At 64.7% G+C, this 19457-nt stretch carries 12 protein-coding genes and 1 pseudogene; 4 read left to right on the forward strand and 9 right to left on the reverse strand.

What is annotated here, in order from left to right:
* Positions 1 to 5: 5 nt before the first annotated feature.
* From LSG43_RS01705 to LSG43_RS01720, 4 genes are all read right to left on the reverse strand, one after another.
* Positions 6 to 677, reverse strand: coding sequence for an HAD family hydrolase (locus LSG43_RS01705; RefSeq protein ID WP_231800789.1), 672 nt, complete (start codon positions 675 to 677; stop codon positions 6 to 8).
* A gap of 135 nt (positions 678 to 812) precedes the next feature.
* Positions 813 to 3152: a mechanosensitive ion channel domain-containing protein gene (locus tag LSG43_RS01710; RefSeq protein WP_231800790.1), complete on the reverse strand. Its 2340-nt coding sequence runs from the start codon at positions 3150 to 3152 to the stop codon at positions 813 to 815.
* A 203-nt stretch (positions 3153 to 3355) separates the two neighbouring features.
* Positions 3356 to 3757 carry a DUF1810 domain-containing protein gene (locus LSG43_RS01715; RefSeq protein ID WP_231802761.1) on the reverse strand — a complete coding sequence of 134 codons (402 nt, stop codon included), beginning with the start codon at positions 3755 to 3757 and terminating at the stop codon, positions 3356 to 3358.
* Positions 3758 to 3764: 7 nt separating this feature from the next.
* The gene (locus LSG43_RS01720) at positions 3765 to 3938 is read right to left on the reverse strand and encodes a hypothetical protein (protein ID WP_231800791.1); all 174 of its coding nucleotides are present in this window, start codon (positions 3936 to 3938) and stop codon (positions 3765 to 3767) included.
* Positions 3939 to 4017: 79 nt separating this feature from the next.
* Here LSG43_RS01720 and LSG43_RS01725 point away from each other — a divergent pair, with 79 nt between their 5' ends.
* Positions 4018 to 5607: an anti-phage dCTP deaminase gene (locus LSG43_RS01725; RefSeq protein ID WP_231800792.1), complete on the forward strand. Its 1590-nt coding sequence runs from the start codon at positions 4018 to 4020 to the stop codon at positions 5605 to 5607.
* Here the strand turns inward: LSG43_RS01725 and polA are convergent.
* The gene (gene polA / locus LSG43_RS01730; protein ID WP_231800793.1) at positions 5604 to 8495 is read right to left on the reverse strand and encodes a DNA polymerase I; all 2892 of its coding nucleotides are present in this window, start codon (positions 8493 to 8495) and stop codon (positions 5604 to 5606) included. The genes LSG43_RS01725 and polA overlap by 4 nt on opposite strands.
* Positions 8496 to 8728: 233 nt before the next feature.
* Between polA and LSG43_RS01735 the strand changes: the two genes are divergently transcribed.
* Complete coding sequence (locus tag LSG43_RS01735) at positions 8729 to 9298, forward strand: response regulator transcription factor (protein WP_231800794.1); 570 nt, start codon at positions 8729 to 8731, stop codon at positions 9296 to 9298.
* A gap of 29 nt (positions 9299 to 9327) precedes the next feature.
* On the opposite strand, the gene LSG43_RS01740 is transcribed toward LSG43_RS01735, so the two are convergent.
* The 4 genes and pseudogenes from LSG43_RS01740 to LSG43_RS01755 all read right to left on the reverse strand — a co-directional run.
* A complete protein-coding gene (locus LSG43_RS01740) occupies positions 9328 to 9861 on the reverse strand; it encodes a CAP domain-containing protein (RefSeq protein ID WP_231800795.1) in 534 nt (177 codons plus the stop codon).
* A 58-nt stretch (positions 9862 to 9919) separates the two neighbouring features.
* Complete coding sequence (locus LSG43_RS01745) at positions 9920 to 14275, reverse strand: translocation/assembly module TamB domain-containing protein (RefSeq protein ID WP_231800798.1); 4356 nt, start codon at positions 14273 to 14275, stop codon at positions 9920 to 9922.
* Positions 14272 to 16206, reverse strand: a complete 1935-nt coding sequence (locus LSG43_RS01750) for an autotransporter assembly complex protein TamA (protein WP_231800799.1) — start codon at positions 16204 to 16206, stop codon at positions 14272 to 14274. The genes LSG43_RS01745 and LSG43_RS01750 overlap by 4 nt, the downstream gene beginning before the upstream one ends.
* 649 nt (positions 16207 to 16855) lie before the next feature.
* A pseudogene (locus LSG43_RS01755) lies at positions 16856 to 17170 on the reverse strand (transglycosylase SLT domain-containing protein); the annotation flags it as partial.
* A 274-nt stretch (positions 17171 to 17444) separates the two neighbouring features.
* Between LSG43_RS01755 and LSG43_RS01760 the strand changes: the two are divergent.
* On the forward strand, positions 17445 to 18116 hold the full coding sequence (locus tag LSG43_RS01760; protein WP_231800800.1) for an RluA family pseudouridine synthase: 672 nt from the start codon (positions 17445 to 17447) through the stop codon (positions 18114 to 18116).
* A 109-nt stretch (positions 18117 to 18225) separates the two neighbouring features.
* Positions 18226 to 19434, forward strand: coding sequence for a mannonate dehydratase (gene uxuA, locus LSG43_RS01765; RefSeq protein WP_231800802.1), 1209 nt, complete (start codon positions 18226 to 18228; stop codon positions 19432 to 19434).
* Positions 19435 to 19457 lie beyond the last annotated feature (23 nt).

A 19457-nucleotide genomic window follows, 5' to 3' on the forward strand; every position in this document is an offset into this window, starting at 1 on the left:
TCGGTCTACGAGGCGAGGAACATCTCGTCATGCGCGTGAACGAGGCTGTCGAGCACCGCCGCGCAGAGCGCAGCGATCTCCTCGGTCGGGCCGACGAGATCGGGCACCATCACCGTGCGCATGCCCGCCGCGTGCGCGGCCCGGACGCCCGAATGGGAATCCTCAAAGGCAATGCAATGGGCGGGGCGCGCGTTGAGGCGTCTCGCGGCGGTGAGATAGGGCTCGGGGTGCGGCTTGGGATTGGCGACGTCGTCGCGCGTGACGATGGTGTCGAAAAGCTCGAACAGCCCCGCATGCGAGAGGTGCCGCGTGGCATGGGGCTTGCGCGAGCTGGTGGCGACGGCCACGGGGATATCCCGGTCCTTGAGCGCAGTTATGAGCTCGCGCGCCCCGGCCTTGACCGGAACGCCTTCGTCCTTGGTCCGGTCGTGCATGAAAGAGCGGCACTTTTCGTCGAAAAGCGTATAGGGGAAGGCGACGCCAAAGGTTTCGACCAGCATCTTCTCGGTCGCCTCGTGCGAGGACCCGACAATGCGCAGATGCACCTCGTCGCGCATCTCGTAGCCCAGTTCGGCACAGACATCGAAAACGATCGACCGGAAGACCGATTCGGTATCGAGCAGCGTGCCGTCCATATCGAAAATGACGGCGTCGAACGGGTGCGCAAGCGCGGGCATGGGCGGGAAGCTCCTTGGCGTTAAAGAAGCACTTCTGACTAACAGAGCCGCGCCCGCGCGGCTAGCCCCGAAGACCAAGTTTTGATCGGGAGCGAACCCGGTCTCCGGCGGCAGCCATAGCCTTGCGGAATGCGCCTATTGCGGCGGATCGCCCGCATCGGTCCCCTCGTCGGCGGCGGGCAGGCCGACCTCGTCCTTGTTTGAACGCCGGCGGCGGCGTTTGGACCGGGGTTCGGCCGCTTCCGCCTCGATTTCGGTCTCTTCGGTATCGTCGCGCACCATATGGAGCGGCGGGGCGTTGCCGGCCTTGTCGACGCCGAAATAGACGGTCTGGTGCGGGAACGGGATCTCGATGTTGCGTTCGTCGAAGATGCGCTTGAGGATCGCATTGTAGGCGCGCTTGAGCGCCCACTGATTGCCCGGCAGCGTCTTGATGCGGGCGCGCAGGATGATCTCGCTGGCGCCGAACTCGTTGAGCCCCATCCATTCGAGATCGCCAATGATGACCTTGGCGTTCTCCGGGTCGGCGCGCAATTCCTCGAACGCGTCGTAGATCGCTTTCTTGGCCTCTTCGGTATCCTCGCGATAGGCCACCCCGATATCGAGCAGCGCATAGGAGAAGCCGCGCATATAGTTGGTGACCACATCGACCGAGGAGAACGGCACGATGTGATAGGCGCCCTCGAGGTCGCGCAAGGCTGCCGAGCGGATGGTCAGGCGCTCCACGACGCCGGAAATGCCCCCGATCTGCACCACGTCGCCCACATCGATCGCGCCTTCGAGCTGAATGAAGACGCCGGTGATGATGTCCTGCACCATCTTTTGCGCGCCGAACCCGACGGCCAGCCCGATGATCCCCGCCGAGGCCAGCAGTGGCGCGATATTGAGCCCCACTTCGGCCAGAACGAACATCAGGACGATGACGATGAGCGCGATGGTGACGGCGTTCCGCAACAGCACGAGCAGCGTTTTCTCGCGCGCGGAAACGCCTGTCGCGTAATCGGGGTTGATGCGGTAGTCGACCCAGGAATTGAGCACCAGCCACGCCGCGAAGGCGACGAGGAGGATGACCGCAACGGTGATCGTCGTACCTGCAAGCTGGTAGCCGATCTGGCTTTCAAGGAAGGCGAAGACGTCGAACGCCCCGAGCGCGTTGAGGCAGAAGACGATGACGGCCAGAACCACCACGAGCCGCACCACATAGAGCACGCGCGGCACAAACGCGTTGAGCCGCTTTTCAAGCAGCGGCACGCGCTCGGTGATGTTGTGCGGCAGCGAAATGCCGCCGCCGATCATCCGGGTGATGAGGTTATAGGCGATCATGCCCACAAGGATCGCCACGGCGATCTCGGCATTGGCGACGATGACGGCATAAAAGCCCGAGGTCGGCCGCACGATGACGATGAGCGCGAGCACCGCGAGATAAATCAGGATCGGCACCGCCCAGTACCGCGCGGCCATATGCTTGCCCCGCCCCGCATGGTGAATGCGCCAGCGCCGCGCGAGCTTGAGCGCAACAGGCCGGCGAATGGCCATGACCAGCGACGCGATGAGCGCGAGGATGATCAGCAGCACAATGACCGACAGCGCCCGGCCCGCCTGCGGATCGACCAGCCGGGTGACCAGCGGCAGCATGAGAAGCTGCCCGTAGACAAAGAGCGAAATCAGCGTCCGTCCCCACCCCATGGCGCCACGGGCGGTTGTATCGGAGACCGAAACCAGCCGCAGATCGGGCCGGCGCGGCGCCAAGATGACGCGCATCACCGCAAGCGTGATCTCGATGACGAGGAAGGCGTTGAGATAGAGCGAATGGGAGAAATTGATCTGCCCCTGATTGCCCAGCACGGTGAGCGCGGCGAGATAGCCCACGGCCCAGGGCACGAGGGCAAAGCCGATATCGATCAGGAACCCCAGCGAAATGCCGATCAGCTTGGCGATGAACCCTTCGGCCGCGACCGCATCGCGCAGCCGCCCGCGCAGCCCTCCGAGAAACCGGCGCAGGAGGATCAATACGCCATAGGTGATGGCCACCAGCGCGGCGAGATCGACGAGGATGAGGCCGATCTGGCCCAGTTCGCCCGCCGTAAGCGCCGAAAAGGTCTGCGGCGCGGCCGCCAGCTGATCCCAGAAATCCACGGCCCCCGCGACGGCGCCCTCGACAAGCCCCTGGGTGAAGGCGGCAATCTCGCCCCCCACCGAGCGCATATCGAGCCCGCTCTCCTCGGCGTCTTCGCCCGCCGCCGCGACGGCGCCCTGAAGTTCGGCAATGAACGCCTCGCGCGCTTCCTCGTCCTCGAGGATGCCGATGAGCGTGTCGATGGCACCCTCAACGCGCCCCTCGACGCTCTCTGCCGGCGCGTCCCCACCGCCCGCAGCCTGTCCCCAGGCCGGCGCGGTGCCCAATGCGGGCATCAGCGCGAGAATGAGTGTGACGAGCAGGCGCGGCAAAAAGCCGGCGGCGGAAGTGGCGCGCATAGTGATTTGAGCCCTCTAGTTTTTTTTCAAGCGTACATTTTTTTGTCCTGTGGTGAACCCCCGCGAGCCCGTTGAGTTCCGCGCAAGCGCGAAAACCCGACAGCCGTGCGGCTTCGGGCTGGGCGATTTCTCGCTGAGTTCGGACGCATGTGGCGCGTGCGCGCAAAAGAAACGCGCGGGCGGCGGGCGGCGTTCCCGGGCGCTCAGAGCCGCCGGATCGTCTCGGGGTCTTCCTCCCCGCCGAAAAACGCTTCGAGCGCTTCGCGGAATGCGCACTCTTCTGGCACGGCGCGGGCAAAGAGGGTCATCGCGGAGCGGAATTTGAGATCGTCGGGGGCGCCGAAGATCGCGTGCGCGGATTTATCTTTGTGCCCGAGGACGGCGCGCGTGCATTCGAGAAGCCGTGGGCCGAGGACGGGGTGGGCGGCATAGGCGCGGGCCTCGTCGAGCCCGGAGAGGGCGAAGCGCTGGCTCATGGGAGAGTGGCCGAGGCCCGCGATCTGGGGGAAGATGAACCACATCCAGTGGGTGCGTTTGCGACCATCGCGCAGTTCGGCGAGAGCCGTGGAGTATATGGGGGATTGGGCGGTGAGGAAGTGGTGCAGTGTCTCGCTAAACCTCTATCATCCTATCGCTATTATCGTTGCTCTCAGTAGCTCGCCGCTCATGATTGTCGTGTTCATCATCCTCATCTCGGCGGCCGCTTAAGTCAGCTTCCAACCATGATTTATACTGCTCGTCGCAGTCATGAAGGAGCTTTTCAACATATCCCTTGATTTTGGTCATGATAGGCCTCCAAACATGATTCTTTTAAAGAATCGTAACAATCTGTTACCATCTGGTTAAGGCAGTTTGGGGGAAAAGTGTGCTAAATCGTCTGCTGTATCCCGAGATTTTTGTCGGGCTTGTTGCGCCCGTTGGTGTCGACACCACCGACGTTAGAAAAAGCCTTACCAGCGAGTTCCAGGCGAAAGGGTACACACCGATTCACGTCAAAGTGACGGATGTGTTTCCGATCCTGCACCTTCAGGTCGGTGGAAGACACCCAATCACGAGCACGGGCTATATTGATCGGGTTCAGAACTACATAAAATTTGGGGATGAACTCCGGGAGCGCTTTGAGCGAAATGAAATCCTAGCTGCAGCAGCGATATTTTCGATAGCGAGGCTTCGAACGCAGCACTACGAAGAATTGTCCAACGAAGAAAAACACCAAACTTATGAGCGGCGTGTTTTCATTATAGATCAATGCAAAAGGCCAGAAGAGATAGACCTTCTTAGAAAGGTTTATGGAAATCTATTTTTCCAAATATCAGTATATGCGCGGCGCGAGACGCGCGCCAGGTTCATTGCCTCAAAGGTTACAAAAGATCTGGCAGTGACTGATGGAAAAACGGCAGACAGCATGGCGCTAGAATTGATTGCGGACGATGAAAATGAAGCCACAAAACCTCATGGGCAACGGGTTGGAAAAACGTTCCACGGCGCTGATTTCATCGTTAACACAGAAGTTGTAAATCTTTCTATTGGAATGCAAATTAGAAGATTCTGTGAATTACTTTTTGGATCAAATGCCATTTCTCCTACTAGGCTCGAATATGGAATGTATTCTGCAAAAGTGGCAGCGCTCCGCACGCTAGATTTATCGAGACAGGTGGGCGCGGCGATTTTTACAGAAGCGGGAGAGGTCTTGGCTATGGGCTCCAATGAAGTGCCCAAGGGTGGCGGCGGCACCTATTGGAGTGACTCGGAAGGTATAGATGCCAGAGAGTATCGACTTGAGATCGATACCAATGATGACCTCAAAAAAACTGTGGCTCGGGAGTTTTACACGCTAGTTAAGGGAAAAACTCCATCCGAAGCAGAATTTGGGAGCTTTCTGGATAGAGTAGATGTTCAAAATTCAAGAGCGATGGATGCTCTTGAATACGGAAGAATAGTCCATGCAGAAATGGGAGCCCTTATGGATGCCGCCCGGCATGGCCATTCTGTTCGAAATGCCGTATTATTTACGACCACGTTTCCATGCCATATGTGCGCAAAGCATATCGTGGCCAGTGGCATTGCAAAGGTTTACTACTTGGAACCGTATCCTAAGAGTTTAGTTTCGGAAATTCATTCGGATTCAGTTGAGGTGGATGGCTCGGATCGCGGGAAATACCGCGATTATCCAGCTAGTCGATTTGAGCATTTCTATGGAGTCACCCCAAGACGGTATCGTGAATTTTTTGAACGTACCAAGCGCAAGAAGGATGGGCAATTTGTCCCCTACTCGGGCGTAGGAGGAAAGCCGCAACCCATAGTTGAAACCTATAGACCCTCCTATGCTCAGTTAGAGCAAAAAGTAATACGGTTTGGGCTGGAACTCCTCGAACAGCTCACGGAGAAGAGAGCAGCAGGTGGGAGGAATAAGCTGAAGCCTCTTAGACTTGTCGTGCATAGCCCTGACGTCTAATGCGCCTCCCCCCAATGTTTAGCCGCCTTCGCATCCACCTTGAGCGGCACGGTTAGCTTCAACGCCGGCTCTGCCGCGCCCTCCATCGTCTTGCAGATGAACGGGATCGCCGCCTCGGCGCTCTCCGCCGGCGCTTCGAAGATCAACTCGTCGTGCACCTGCAGGAGCATGTCGGCTGCCATTTGGTTCTCCGTCAAAACCCGCTCCATGCGGATCATGGCGCGGCGGATGATGTCGGCGGCCGAGCCCTGGATGGGGGCGTTGATCGAGGCGCGTTCGATGAAGGCGCGTTCGGAGGGGTTTTTGGTGTTGGCGTTTTCGAACGGGATCTTGCGCCCGAAAATCGTCGAGACGAACCCTTGCGATTTCACCGTCTTGCGCTGGTGGTCCATGTAATCCTGGATGCCCGGGAAGCGCTCGAAATAGGTCTTGATGTACTCCCCCGCCTCCGAGCGCGAGATGCCCAGCTGGTTGGCGAGCCCGAAGGCGGAAATGCCGTAGATGATGCCGAAATTGATCGCCTTGGCGCGGCGGCGGATCATCGGGTCCATGCCTTCGATAGGGACGCCGAACATCTCGCTCGCGGTCATCGCGTGAATGTCGAGGCCCTCCTCGAAGGCGTCCTTTAGGGCCTGGATATCGGCGATGTGCGCGAGAACGCGCAATTCGATCTGCGAATAGTCCGCGGAAATCAGAAGATTGCCGTCCTCGGCGACGAAGGCGGTGCGGATTTTCCGCCCGTCCTCGGTGCGGATGGGGATGTTCTGGAGGTTCGGGTCGGTCGAGGAGAGCCGCCCCGTGGCGACGGCGGCCTGATGGTAGGAGGTGTGCACGCGCTTTGTGCGCGGGTTGATATATTCGGGCAGCGCGTCGGTATAGGTGGATTTCAATTTGGTCACCCCGCGCCAGTCGAGGATGACCTTGGCGAGCGGCACGTCCCTGGCCGCGAGATCGTCGAGCACCGAGGCGCCGGTCGACCATGCGCCGGTCTTGGTCTTGGTGCCGCCCTCGAGCCCCATCCTGCCAAAGAGGATGTCGCCGAGCTGTTTGGGGGACCCCAGGTTGAACCGCTCGCCGGCGATCTCGTGCGCCTCGGCCTCGAGCGCGGCGGCGCGCTGGGCGAAATCGCCCGAAAGCTCGGAAAGGATCTGCCGGTCGACCGAAATCCCCCGCCCCTCCATGCGTGCGAGCACGGGGATGAGCGGGCGGTCGACGGTTTCGTAGATCGTCGTGCCCGAATAGGCGGGGAGGCGGGGCTTTAGAACGTGCCAGAGCCGCATGGTGATGTCGGCGTCCTCGGCGGCGTATTTCGCGGCGGTCTCGATCTCCAGCTGGTTGAAGGTCTTCTGCGCCTTGCCGGTGCCCGCGATGTCGGAGAATTTGATCGGCGTGTGCTCGAGATAGCGCTGGGCGAGCGCGTCCATGCCGTTGTTGCGCGCGCCGTCGATGGCGTAGCTCATCACCATGGTGTCGTCGACCGGGTTAAGGTCGACGCCGTAACGCGCGAGCATGCCGATGTCGTATTTGATGTTCTGCCCGATCTTGAGGATCGCCGGGTCCTCGAAGACGGGCTTGAGCATGGCGAGCGCGGTTTCGGGCGGCATCTGGCCTTCGGCGCGACCCGAGCCGAACATGTCCCCCTCGCCCACGGTGTGGCCCACAGGAATATAGCAGCCATTGCCCGGCGCGGTGGAAAGGCAGATGCCCACGAGATCGGCCCGCTGATTGTCGAGCCCGGTGGTTTCGGTGTCGATCGCAACGTGGCCCGTCTCGATGATCCGGGCGACCCAGGCGGCCAGTGCCTCGGGCTCGCGGACGATCTCGTAAGCCTCGTAATCGATGGGGAGCGCGGCGATTTTCGCGAGCACCGCTTCGGCATGCTCGGCCGGGCCGTGGGCGGTCGCATGGGCGGCTCCGGTATCCGCCGCGATACCGGTCTCGCCCGAATGCCCGTCCGCGGAGGCGCTGAGGCCGGTGTCGGCGGAAAAATCGTCCGGGTCCACATCGAGCGCCGTCGCGACCCGGCGGGTGAAGGCGGAAAATTCCATGGCCTTGAGGAACGGGATCAGCGTTTTCGCCTCGAGCGGCTGGCGCACGAGGTCCTCGAGCGGCACCTCGACGGGGACGTCGGTTTTCAGCCGCACGAGCTCGCGGGAAATCCGCGCCATCTCGGCGTTCTCGATGATCGTCTCGCGGCGCTTGTTCTGCTTGATCTCCGAGGCGCGGGCGAGGAGCGTGTCGAGATCGCCATATTCGTTGATCAGGAGCGCCGCGGTCTTGACCCCGATGCCGGGGATGCCGGGGACGTTGTCGACGGCGTCCCCGCACAGCGCCTGGACGTCGACGACCTTGTCCGGGCCGACGCCGAACTTCTTTTCCACCTCCTCGGGCCCCATCCAGCGCAGGGGCGGCTGGCCCGGCCGCGCAATGGTGTCGAGCATCGAGACGTCCGGCCCGATCAGTTGCATCAGGTCCTTGTCGGACGAAACGATTGTGACCATCGCGCCTTTTTCGCGCGCCTGGGTGGCGTAGGTGGCGATGATGTCGTCGGCCTCGTAGCCTTCCTGCTCGATCGAGGGGATCGAAAAGGCGCGGGTGGCGGTGCGCGTCAAGGGGAATTGCGGGATCAGGTCCTCGGGCGCTTCGGGGCGGTGTGCCTTGTATTCGGGGTAGAGATCGTTGCGGAAGCTCTTGCCCGAATAATCGAAAATGACCGCCAGATGGGTCGGCGCCTCGCGCGATTTGAGATCGTCATAGAGCTTGAAGAGCATATTGCAGAACCCCGAAACCGCCCCCACGGGCAAGCCGTCGGACTTGCGGGTCAGCGGCGGCAGGGCGTGATAGGCCCGGAAAATGAAGCTCGATCCGTCAACGAGTACGAGGTGCATGAGAAGGTCGGTCCCGGATATGGCGGGGGCAGGCGCGCCCGAAAGTGGTGGTGTCGCTTTTTGCGGCGCAGATTGGCGCGAATGGGGATTCGGGGCAAGGGGCGCGATCCGCGCGATTGCGCCCGGCGCGGGTGGAGGAATTGGTTAACACTCGACAGGCACAATGGCCCCGCGCCGTGCAATGCGCGGCGAGGAGGGCGCATTCGTAGGCATTCCAACGAGAGGAGGCCGGAATGCTAGACAAATGCACGGCCATCGTGATGGCCACGGACAAGGCGTGGATCGAACGCTGCAAAAAGCTCGCCCATACGGCGGGCTTCGAGGAGACCTATGGGTTCCTGGGCGTCGACGACATCGCGCGCCGCGTCCGCAAGACGCCGGTCCAGTTCCTGTTCGCCCACTACGAACTCGGCGAGGACGTTTTGCGCGAAACCATGATCGCGATCCGGCACCACCACGAGCGCGACGTCAAATTCATGCCCATGGTGGTCTTCACCAAGGACCAGAGCGTGGCCTCGCTCAAGCACTTCCTCAAAATGGGGTTCGACGACATCGTCGCCTTCCCCTGCGCCATGACGCACCTGGTGGGCCGGCTCGAATTGCAGCTCGACCGCAAGCTCGATTATTTCCAGGCCGGGGATTATTTCGGTCCCGACCGCCGGCGGCTGATGGAGGAGGACGAGGACTACCGCAGGGAACGCCGCGCGGGGGGCACCTATACCCACTTCGTCATCCAGCGCGATATCGAACACGGCGTACGGATCCTGCACCAGAAGCAGGAGCACGCGCGCGAGAGCGCGTAGGCCGGGTTCTTCGCCTTGGGTCGGGCCGGCTAAACCTGCGCCCACGCGGGCGGGGTGACGCCCATGACGAGGGCCCAGTAGGTCCCGTACGAGTTGTTGGCCGTCGACGGTCCGCGGCGAACGGCAAGGCCGAACTGCCGGTAGTCGGGGTTGACCATGACCCTGTGGTGCGTCGGCGAGGTCATCCAGCCATCGATCACCGCTTCCAGCGTCGGCGGGCCGCCCGCGAGGTTTTCGCCCGCCCCGCCCCAGAAATTCTGCCGCCGCAGCCGCGTGATGAACGCTTCGCCGCTCTCGGCGGTATGCGCGACATTGCCCGTGCGCGCCATGATCGCCGCCTGCTCGTCGGCCACCGCCTGGAGCGTGGCATTGTGGCTCACTTCAGGCAGGTCCTCGTCCCGGCGCATCGCGTTGAGCGCCGCCTGCGCGGCGGAGGGCGAGACGTAGGAAACGGGCGTCGCCCGTGGCGTGGTCATCACATAGGACGACGCGCAGCCCGCAAGCGCGGTGGCGGCAAAGCCCGAGGATATGAGGAGAAAACGGCGGCGGGTCGGATCGGTCATGAGAAAGGTCATTAGCAGAGGCGAAGCGGCGGCGGGTACAGTTTTTGCTCGCGGGTATCTAATAATCCGTCTCGTAAAACACCCCGACCTCCGATTCCCCGCTCGCGCTCGTCGAGCCGCGGGCGGTGAGGGCCTGGGTGATGTCGATATTGATCGAGACGCGGTTTTCCGCGCCCGCTTCGACCCCCAGATAGATGTTGTCGTCGAGATAGGTGCCCGCGCGCACCGAGGCATTGCCCTCGGCATCGGTGACAATGTCGAGATCGTCAAGACCGGCGGCGGTGCGCAGGCTGTCGAGCAGCGAATTGCCGCCGCCGCCACCCGCGAGCTCGGCGGCGGTCGCTGCGAGCTGGGCCAGTTGGAGAGGCGACAGCTCGCCCACGCTGCGCCGGAAAATGAGCTGCGCGAGCACCTCGTCCTGCGGCAGCGCGGGTTGGGAGGAAAATTCGATTTCGGGCGAGGAGGCGCGGCCGGTGACGGTGATGAAGACGGTGAGATCGTCGGCGCCGGCCGAGGCGACGAAGTCGAGATAAGGATCGAGATCCCCGATCAGCGTGACCCGGCCGGATTCGAAATCGATCCTTTGCCCCAGGATCGAAAAGCGTCCCCGGATCAGTTCGAGCCCGCCTACGGGCTGGACGTCGGCGACATTGCCGGTGATGCGCAACTGGCCGCCCACTTCCGCATCGAGCCCGAGCCCGCGGATGAAAACCTGATTGGGCGCGGAAATCGTGACATCGAGCGCCAGGGGCGACGAGCGCGCCGCGCCCCCATCCCCATCGCGGCCGACCTGCGCGCGGGCGAGGGTCGCAAGGACCGCCGGGGGCGGCGAGACGTGCCGCACATCGATCACCGCACCCGATCCGCCAAGCCCCTCGGGCAGGGTGATATCGGCGCGGTCAATGTCGACGCGGCCCGAAAGCCGTCCGCCCCGGCCGATCGGACCCGAGAGGTTCAGCGTGCCGTTGAGCGTTGCGACCAGCAGATAGCCGTCCGCATATCGCGCGTCATCGAGCGTGATCGTGACGTCGGAGGTGAAGGCAGGCGCATCGAGCCCGATCGTGCCGGTGGCCGAAACCGAGCCGCCCGTCGCGAGCCGTGCGGTGAGCGCGGAAATTGCGATCCGTTCGCCCGTAAGCTGCGCGCTGCCGGTGATATCGACGAGCCGCAGCGCGAGGCCGGGGTCGATATAGTCGCCGTTCGCCACCGATACCGTGCCGGAAAATTGCGGATTGTCGAGCCGTCCGGTGACCTGCGCGTCGACCGTCGCGGTGCCCGAAACCTGCGCGCCGCGATCGGCGACGAACCGGCTGGCAAGGCTCAGGGGCGCAGTACCCCGGACCGAGACGCTAAGTCCGCGCCCGGCCAGGGGGATGGTGCCGCTCGCGGTTGCCTGCAACCCCTGCGCGCCCGTGGCGCTGGCGCTTGTCAGCGTGACGGTTCGGTCCGCATACCGGCCCTCGGCGGTCACCGAGAACGGCGCGATGCCAAATTCGGAAACCGCAGCGGCGTTGAGTCCCGCGCCCGAGATCGAAAAACTGGCCTGCGGGTTTGCCGCGGCGCCAAAAATGCGCGCCTCCCCCTCGAGCGTGCCCGCAAGCCCGAGCCCCGGCGCGACGGCGTTGGCAATCGAAAGCGGCAACGCGCTGACCGTCAGGTCGATATCGAGCGCCTCGCCCGCCGAACCGGTCGCCGTGATCCGGCCCGAACCGGCGTTGATCTCGATGCCTGAAAACTGCACCGTGTCGTCGGCCACCGTGAGCGTTGCCGGTGCCGCGAGACTTGCCGAGAGCGCTCCTTGCGTGAGCGAGAGCGTGTCGAGCGCGACGCTGTAACCCGCATCGATGGGCGAGAGCGCGCCCGCGAGCGCCAGTTCGGTGCCGTTGCCAAGCGCGGCGGACCCGTCGAACCGCGTTGTATCCTCCGCGCTCACGGCGCGCAGCATGACCGTGTCGATATCGGTTCCCGCTGCAACGATATCGCGACCGTCGATGGTGCCGCGAATGACCGGGACGCCAAAAAGGTCCTCGATCTCGATGTCGGCGGTGGCCGACCCGACCGAAACCGCCTCGGCGGTGAGGCCCGAGAGCTGCGCCTCGGCGGTGACGTTCTGCGTTGCGCCCGACCGTGCCAGAATGATGTCGGCATTGACGGTGCCCGAGGCATCGACGAGCGCCAGCGCGGCGGCGGTTTCGACTTCAGGCGCATCGAGCGTCAGCCGCGCGTCCATCAGCCCGTCGGCAAAGCGCGTCAGATTGCCCGAAAGCTCGGCCCCCGGCGCCGAAAAGGCAATGTCGGCGAGCCGCAGGCGCTCGGGCGTCGAATCGATATCCGCGCCGAGCGTGACGCGGAAGCCGTCGAGGAAGGCCGTGCCCGAAACCGTGCCGGAGAGCGTGCCGTCCTGGGTCACCCCGGTAAAACCGGCATTGGCGTTGGTAAGCGTGCGCTCGGCGATCCGGCCCTGGGGAACCGAGGCGTTGAAATCGAGCGCGATGCGGCCTTCGCTGCCCCGGGCCGTACCGGTCGCCGTCAGCGCACCGGAAAGCTGCTCGTCGATGAGCGCGAGGTCGGAAAGCGCAACGTTAAGGGCGAAATCGGCCGCGCCGGTGGCATAGGTCCCGTCGGCGGTGATTTCGACCTGCGCGTTGGTGAGCGCGAAATTCTCAGCCTCGAGACCGCGCGCGGTGCGCGCGACCCGGCCCGAAAGCGCGATTTCGCCCGCGAGCAGGTTGTCGGCAACCGGATCGTCGATGGAAAGCCCCAGCGCGGTGCCGTCGAGCGTGAGGTCGAACCCGCCAACGAGCGGCGAAACCGTGCCGGTCGCGGCAAGCGACATGGCGCCGGACAGATCGCGGCCGGCGAGCCCCGAAAACGGTGCGATCGAGGTGGTTTCGACGCCGATCGTGCCGTCGAAGACCGCGTCGTCGATCTCGCCGGAAAGATCGAGCGTGAGCGCTTCGCCCATGAGGCGGAACTGCGCGAGCGTGATCGGGTCGCCCGCCTGCCAGAGCGCGGCGATGCCGAGCCCTATTGCGTTGCCGAAGGCCTCCTCGATTTCCGGCGAGGAGGCGGAGATGCCCGAAAGCGCGCCGTCGGCGTTGAAGGTGACACGCCGGGTTGCCGGGTCCTCGAGATTGGCGGCGACGCCCGAGGCGTCGATCAAAAGCGTGTCCGCAGCGAACCGTTCGGTCGAAAAGCCGGTGATGTCGAGCGTTCCGGTCCAGTCCTCGGACTGGTCGATGCCATAGTCGACGTTGAACGCCACGCGTTCGACGCGGGTCGCGGCACCGGGCACCGGCAGGATGACGGGACGCCCGACGCGCGAGGCGATCTCGGCGGAAATGTCGAGCCGGTTCAAAAAGCCGTCGGCGGTGGTCGAGGCGCTACCCGCAAGCTCGAGCTGCCCGCCGGTGAGCGAAATGCCGCTCACCGATACCCCGCCCTCGGTACGCAGCAGCACATCGGCGGAAAACGCGGTGTTCTCGCCAAAGAACGGCCGGTAGGGTTCGGGCAGGACGGCCGTGATGGGCCCGCCGAGATCGGCTGAGATGGCGATGCCGACTTCGGTCTGATCGACGACGCCGGTGCCCTCGAGTACGCGATTGCCGCCCGCATCGAATGTGAGCGCCACGTCGAGGTCTTCAATGGGGCCCGCGCCGGTGAGCCCGAGCGCGATGTCGGGGCGCCCCTCGATGTTGAGGAGGTTGGCGACGATCCCGTTTTCCGGCTCGGTGAGGGTCAGCGAAAGGTCGATCTCGCGGGTCTCGTTGGCATAGGCCACCGCCAGCTCGAGCGTGCCGCCGGGGCCGTCGAGCCGTTCGATATCGAGGTTCGCATCGAGCGCACCACCGACTAGGCTGATCGCGCCATCCACAGAGATTTCCGAACCCAGCCCGAAGACCTGCTCCCCGAAACGGACGCTGGGCGCCGAAAGCGACTGGATTTCGACCGCAACGGGCAATTCGGGCACCGTGAACCCGCCCGCTTCGGGCGCCGGAGCCTGGAACCCGCCCCCGGTCTGCTCGGGGGGAACGGGGTTGCGGATGTAACTGATCGAATCCGCCGAAAGCGATCGGATGTCGAGCCGGCCGAACAAAAGCGCGCCCTGGTCCCAGTCGATGGCCGCGTTTTCGATGACGAGATAGATGCCCTCGGTGTCCGCAACGGTGATCTGCGCGATCGAGGCCTGCGCCGAGAGCACGCCGTCGATCCCCGCGAGGCGGATCTGCCGGTCGGGCGTCGAGATGGTGTCCTCGACAAACTGCACGAGCATGTTGCGCTGTTCGGCCGCGTTGAGTTCGGCGGCGCGCGCGAGCGTGTCCATGAGGCTTTCGCCCTCGTCCTGCGCGTAAAGGACGACGGCGGGAATGGCCAGCGCGAACGCGGCGAATATGATCGTCGCGAGCCGTCTCAAAATGCCTGTCCTATGCCGACATAGAGCGCGTAATCGGGGTCGTCCTCGGTCTTGTTGAGCGGGACCGCGAGGTCGAGCCGCAGCGGGCCCAGCGCCGTATAGTAGCGAATGCCCACGCCCGCGCCCAGGCGCAGGTCGTCGAAGGTGGGGAAGGCGTCGTCCGCGACGAAGCCGCCATCGAGGAAGGCGACGCCGCCGAAACTGTCGCCGAACCGCGCACGGGCTTCGAGCGAGCCTTCGAGCAGATAGCGTCCGCCGGTGACCCCGTCATCGGTCTCGACCCCGATGGAGCGGTATCCATAGCCCCTGACCGAGCCGCCGCCGCCCGCGAAAAACAGCATCGAGGGCGGGATTTCCGAAACGTCCGGGCCGACGATGGCGCCGGCCTTGACCCGTGCGGCGAGGATATAGTTGTCGTCCGCGTCGAGCGAGAAATAGGTCCGGCCCTCGAGGGTCGCGCCGACGATGGCGTTGCCGTAGGTGAATTCATAGAGAGGGTCGACACTGGCCGAGAGGTAGAAGCCTTCGGTCGGCTCGAGGGTGGAATCGCGGCTGTCGAAGGTGGCCGCGCCGTAAAGTCCGGCGGTGGTGAACTCGCGTGCGCCGTACGTGTCGTCCTCGAAATAGGCGTATTCGGCGGAGAACCCGCCCTCGGCGGTGATCTCGCCGGTGAACAGGTGCTCGAGCCCGACCCGGCCGGCCACCGAGGTCTCCTCGTAAAGCGGCAGCACGCTGCGCTCGGCGGAAATCGCCGCGACGAGGTCGGTATCGGGGGTCCAGATGCCGGGCTTGGTGAAGGTGCCGCCGAAGGCATAGTCGAACTCCGCCGTCTCGACGGGGAAGCCGATGCCCGAGACCTTTGCGTCGAGCCGCAGGCGCTCGGCCTGGCCGAAAAGGTTGCGGTGCAGCCAGTAGCCTTCAAGCCCCAGTCCGTCGACGCTCGACAGCGTCGCGCCGATGCCGAAGCGGCGGAGTTTCTGCTCCTGCACGAAGATCGTATAGGGCAGAACGCCGTCCGCGCGCACCGCGTCGGCCGCCTCGATCCGGAGCGAGCGGAAGACATCCAGCCGCGCAAGGCGCGCGCGGGCGAGGGCGATGTCGTCGGGGTCGTATTCCTCGCCCGGGACAAGGCCGGTCTGGCGGACGACGAAATCGGGGTCCATGTTCTGCGTGCCCGAGGTGGCGACCGGCCCGATGACAGCATGCGCGCCCGGATCGACGGTAAGGGTCACCTCGAGCGTGCCCGAGGGATGGTCGGCGACGACCTCGCGGGTGGCGATGTCGGCCTTGGGGTAGCCCAGCTGCCGCCACGCCTGCACGAGCAGCGTCTCGGCCTGCGCGATGACCCCTGCGCGGGCGACCTGGCCGGTGGCGAAGCCCGTCGAGGCGAGCGGGGGCACGGCGTCGTCCGCCGCGACATTGGCGGGCGCGGCATTGCCGACGCGCAGCGTGCCGAAGACGAACTGCCGGCCGGGGTTGACGGTGACGGTGATCGCGACGGGGTCGGGCAGCTCGGCGTCCGGCGGGATGGCGCTGGCCTCGCGGCCCGCGACGGTTATCGAAATCGCGCCGCCGTAATACCCCTCGTTATAAAGCGCCGCGAGCAGGCGTGAATAGTCGCCACGCGCCTTGGCAAGCAGTCCCGGCACGCCCGACGCGGGCTGGTCACGATCGGTCCAGAGGTTCGAGGCGTTGCGCAACGCCGTGTCGAGCGCGCCGTCTGCGCTCGTTTCGAAGGTGATCTCATAGGTGCGCGGATCGGCGATCACCGCCTCGACGTCTTCCTCATCGCCGCCGAAAAACTGGATGCCGAAGAGCTCGAACGCTGTCGCGGGCGCGCTGAGCGGAAACGCCAGAGCGCCGGAAAGAGCAAGGCTTGTCAAGAAGCGCATGATCACGGCGGTTACGCGGCCCCAACTCGATACATTCATTCCGGTTCAGGTCCGAGCCATACCGCCCCGGACCCGGCAAACGCAACTGTGCCGGAACGACATGATCAAGACCACGCCCGCGCCGGTCCTCCTTCGCCGCGAAAAGCCAAATTGAGGCAAAATGCTAGCATAGCTTGGTTAACAGGGCATCCCCGTTTGTGCGTCTTTGGTCCGATCAAAGCGCGTCGGGGCGCGTGGGCGGCGCGGGGACGGCTTCGAGCGGCCCGGTGGCCTGCGCATCGAGCAGCGAGAACGTGCCGCGCAAAAGCTCCATCCCTTCCCCGACGATGTCGTTGTCGACGGCGAGCGGGACGGGTTCGTATCCGCGCGCTTCGAGCGCCGCAACAAGCGCGTTCTCGACGGCCGGCACCGACGGGGCGGCGGGCGCGGGCAGCGGAGCGGCCTGGCTCTCGATCGCTGCAAGGGCCGCCGACGGGCGGGCGAGTGTTTCGGGCCGCGCGGGGGGCGCATAGGCGAGGGGCACCGAAACCGGTTCGGGATCGGGGACAGGCGCGGCCTCCTGCGGCGCGATGCTTGCCACCTGCACCGGATCGAATTCGGGCAGCGGCGCGGGCGCATCGGCCGGCGCCGGCGCGGCGGCGACCTGCTTTGGGGGCGTGGGCGCGACCGGGGACAGCGGCCCCGGCCTCAGCCCGGTTTCTTCGAGCAGCCCCATGTCGCGCGCGTGGTAATAATAGCCTGCGGCGTAAAGCTGGACGGCGCGGTCCTGATCGCCCTGGGCGACGAGATACGCGCCGCGCAGATATTTGACCGCGTAAATGAGATTGGTTTCCGCATCGAGGAGCCCCTCGGGCGGGCCGGAATAGCCCATCGTCCGGGCGGTGGCCGGGAGGATCTGCATGAGCCCGTAATAAGGGCCGTTGCGCGCGGCCGGGTTGAACGTGCTCTCGCGGTTGACGACGCGGCGCACGAGTTCGAGCGGGACATCGTAATATTGCGCGTAGTACTGGACGAGGACTTCGATCTGCTCGCGGGTTTGGGCCTTGGCGCCGGTCGCACATACGGCGACGACAAGCGCGGCAAAAAGGGCGATCAGCCGTCTTGCGGGCATCGACAGGGGCTCCAATGGGACGAAAGTGCCGGGTGACCTCAACAGATCGTGATTACACTGGGAGCACAAAAGGGCGAAATCGCGGCCAAACCGCATCAAAATCGCCCAATCGCGCCCGACGGCCCGGCGTTTCGTTTGCCGCGCGGGAATGCTATGGCAACCGCCCATGCTCAACCCGATGCCCAAGACGTTTATTTACAATCCCCCCACCGATCCCTGGCTGTCGATCCTTTACGAGGACGAGGCGATCATCGTCTGCGACAAACCTTCGGGCCTTTTGAGCGTGCCGGGCAAGGATCCGGCGCTTTTCGACAGCCTGCAGTCCCGCATCCTCGATGCCTATCCGGGTGCGGGGACCGTGCACCGGCTGGACAAGGATACCTCCGGCATCATGCTGTTCGCCAAGACCAAGGCGGCACACGGCAAGCTGGGGATGCAGTTCGAAAAGCGGCAGACCAAAAAGTCCTATCTCGCCCGTGTTTGGGGCGACGTTGCCCAGGACGAGGGCCTCGTCGACCTGCCACTGGCGACCGACTGGGAAAACAAGCCCCGTCAGCGCGTGGATTACGAGCGCGGCCGCGCAGCGCAAAGCCGCTGGCGGGCGCTCGGCCGCGAAGGCGGCGTAACGCGCGTGGAACTGACCCCGATCACCGGCCGCACGCACCAGCTGCGCGTTCATATGATGGAGCTTGGCCATCCCATCCTGGGCGATCCGTTCTACGCGACCGGCGCCGCGCTCGCTGCCGCCGACCGGCTGCAGCTCCATGCCGCCTATCTGGCGGTGCGGCATCCCTTGAGCGGTGAAGAGATGGCATTCACCGCGCCGGTACCGTTTTAGGGGTGTAACCGCCACCCCTGCGAAAATCGTAACTTGCAAAACGCTCACGCGTTGGGCAAATGCGCTGTTGGGGACCGGCACGCAAACTTGGCACCGGGGAGGGCAGGCAATGCGGCAAACGTGGCGGTGGTTCGGGCCGGACGATCCGGTGAGCCTATCCGATATGCTTCAGGCGGGCGTGGAGGGCGTGGTGACCGCACTCCATCACCTGGCGCCCGGCGCGGTCTGGAGCGCCAACGACATCCTCAGGCGCAAGGCCGAGATCGCCTATCTCCCCGACGGCACGACAACCGGGCTCACATGGGACGTCGTCGAGAGCCTGCCTGTCTCCGAGGCGATCAAGACCCAAACGGGGCCCTGGCGCGAACACATCGCGGCCTATAAGAAGAGCCTCGAAAATCTGGGCGCTTCCGGGATCGGCGTGGTTTGCTACAATTTCATGCCGGTGCTCGACTGGACGCGCACCGATCTTGCCTTTCGCCTGCCGCATGGCGGCACGGCGATGCGGTTCGACATCGCCGATTTCGCCGCCTTCGACATCCATATCCTGGCCCGCCCCGGCGCCGCGGAGGATTTTGCCCCGGAGGTCGTCGCAGAGGCCGCCGCGCGCTTTGCCCGCATGGACGCCGCCGCGCAAGATGCGCTGACCGGCAGGATCGTCGCAGGGCTCCCCGGCGCCGCCGAGCGCCGGTCGCTCGCGGATGTGCGGGCCCTGCTCGCGAGCTATGACGGCATCGGCCCCGACACGCTGCGCGCTCACCTTGCCGATTTCCTCGCCGAGGTCGTCCCCGTCGCCGAGCGCGCCGGGGTGCGGATGTGCTGCCATCCCGACGACCCGCCCTTTGTGCTTCTGGGCCTGCCGCGCGTCGTTTCGACTGCCGCCGATTGCCGCGCGCTGCTCGCCGCCGTGGACACGCAAGCCAACGGCATTACGCTGTGTTCGGGTTCACTCGGCGCGCGGGCGGACAACGATCTGGTGGCTATGATGGAGGAATTCGGCCCCCGCGTGCATTTCCTGCACCTGCGCAACGTCAAACGCGAAACCGGTGCGCTCACCGGGTCGTTCTACGAGGCCGAGCATCTGGGCGGGGATACCGACATGGTCGGGCTGGTCAGGGCCGTCCTTGCCGAGGAAGCCCGGCGGCGCGCGGCGGGCCGGTCGGACGCGTCGATACCCTTCCGTCCCGACCACGGCCAGGCGATCCTCGACGACCTTTCAAAGCAATCCACTCCGGGCTACCCGGCAATCGGGCGCCTGCGCGGGCTGGCCGAGCTGCGCGGGGTCGTCGCCGGGCTGAGCTACCCCGCGGCGGGCTAACGCCCACCCGCAGGCTCGGGCTG

The sequence above is a fragment of the Pelagibacterium xiamenense genome, from assembly GCF_021166475.1.
GTDB classification, from domain to species: Bacteria; Pseudomonadota; Alphaproteobacteria; order Rhizobiales; family Devosiaceae; genus Pelagibacterium; species Pelagibacterium xiamenense.

What these genes read in the sequence shown, in the direction of transcription:
- LSG43_RS01705 (WP_231800789.1), bottom strand. Translation starts at nt 677, where the DNA reads ATGCCCGCGCTTGCGCACCCGTTCGACGCCGTCATTTTCGATATGGAC.
- LSG43_RS01710 (WP_231800790.1), bottom strand. Translation starts at nt 3,152, where the DNA reads ATGCGCGCCACTTCCGCCGCCGGCTTTTTGCCGCGCCTGCTCGTCACA.
- LSG43_RS01720 (WP_231800791.1), bottom strand. Translation starts at nt 3,938, where the DNA reads ATGACCAAAATCAAGGGATATGTTGAAAAGCTCCTTCATGACTGCGAC.
- polA (WP_231800793.1), bottom strand. Translation starts at nt 8,495, where the DNA reads ATGCACCTCGTACTCGTTGACGGATCGAGCTTCATTTTCCGGGCCTAT.
- LSG43_RS01735 (WP_231800794.1), top strand. Translation starts at nt 8,729, where the DNA reads ATGCTAGACAAATGCACGGCCATCGTGATGGCCACGGACAAGGCGTGG.
- LSG43_RS01740 (WP_231800795.1), bottom strand. Translation starts at nt 9,861, where the DNA reads ATGACCGATCCGACCCGCCGCCGTTTTCTCCTCATATCCTCGGGCTTT.
- LSG43_RS01750 (WP_231800799.1), bottom strand. Translation starts at nt 16,206, where the DNA reads ATGAATGTATCGAGTTGGGGCCGCGTAACCGCCGTGATCATGCGCTTC.
- LSG43_RS01760 (WP_231800800.1), top strand. Translation starts at nt 17,445, where the DNA reads ATGCTCAACCCGATGCCCAAGACGTTTATTTACAATCCCCCCACCGAT.
- uxuA (WP_231800802.1), top strand. Translation starts at nt 18,226, where the DNA reads ATGCGGCAAACGTGGCGGTGGTTCGGGCCGGACGATCCGGTGAGCCTA.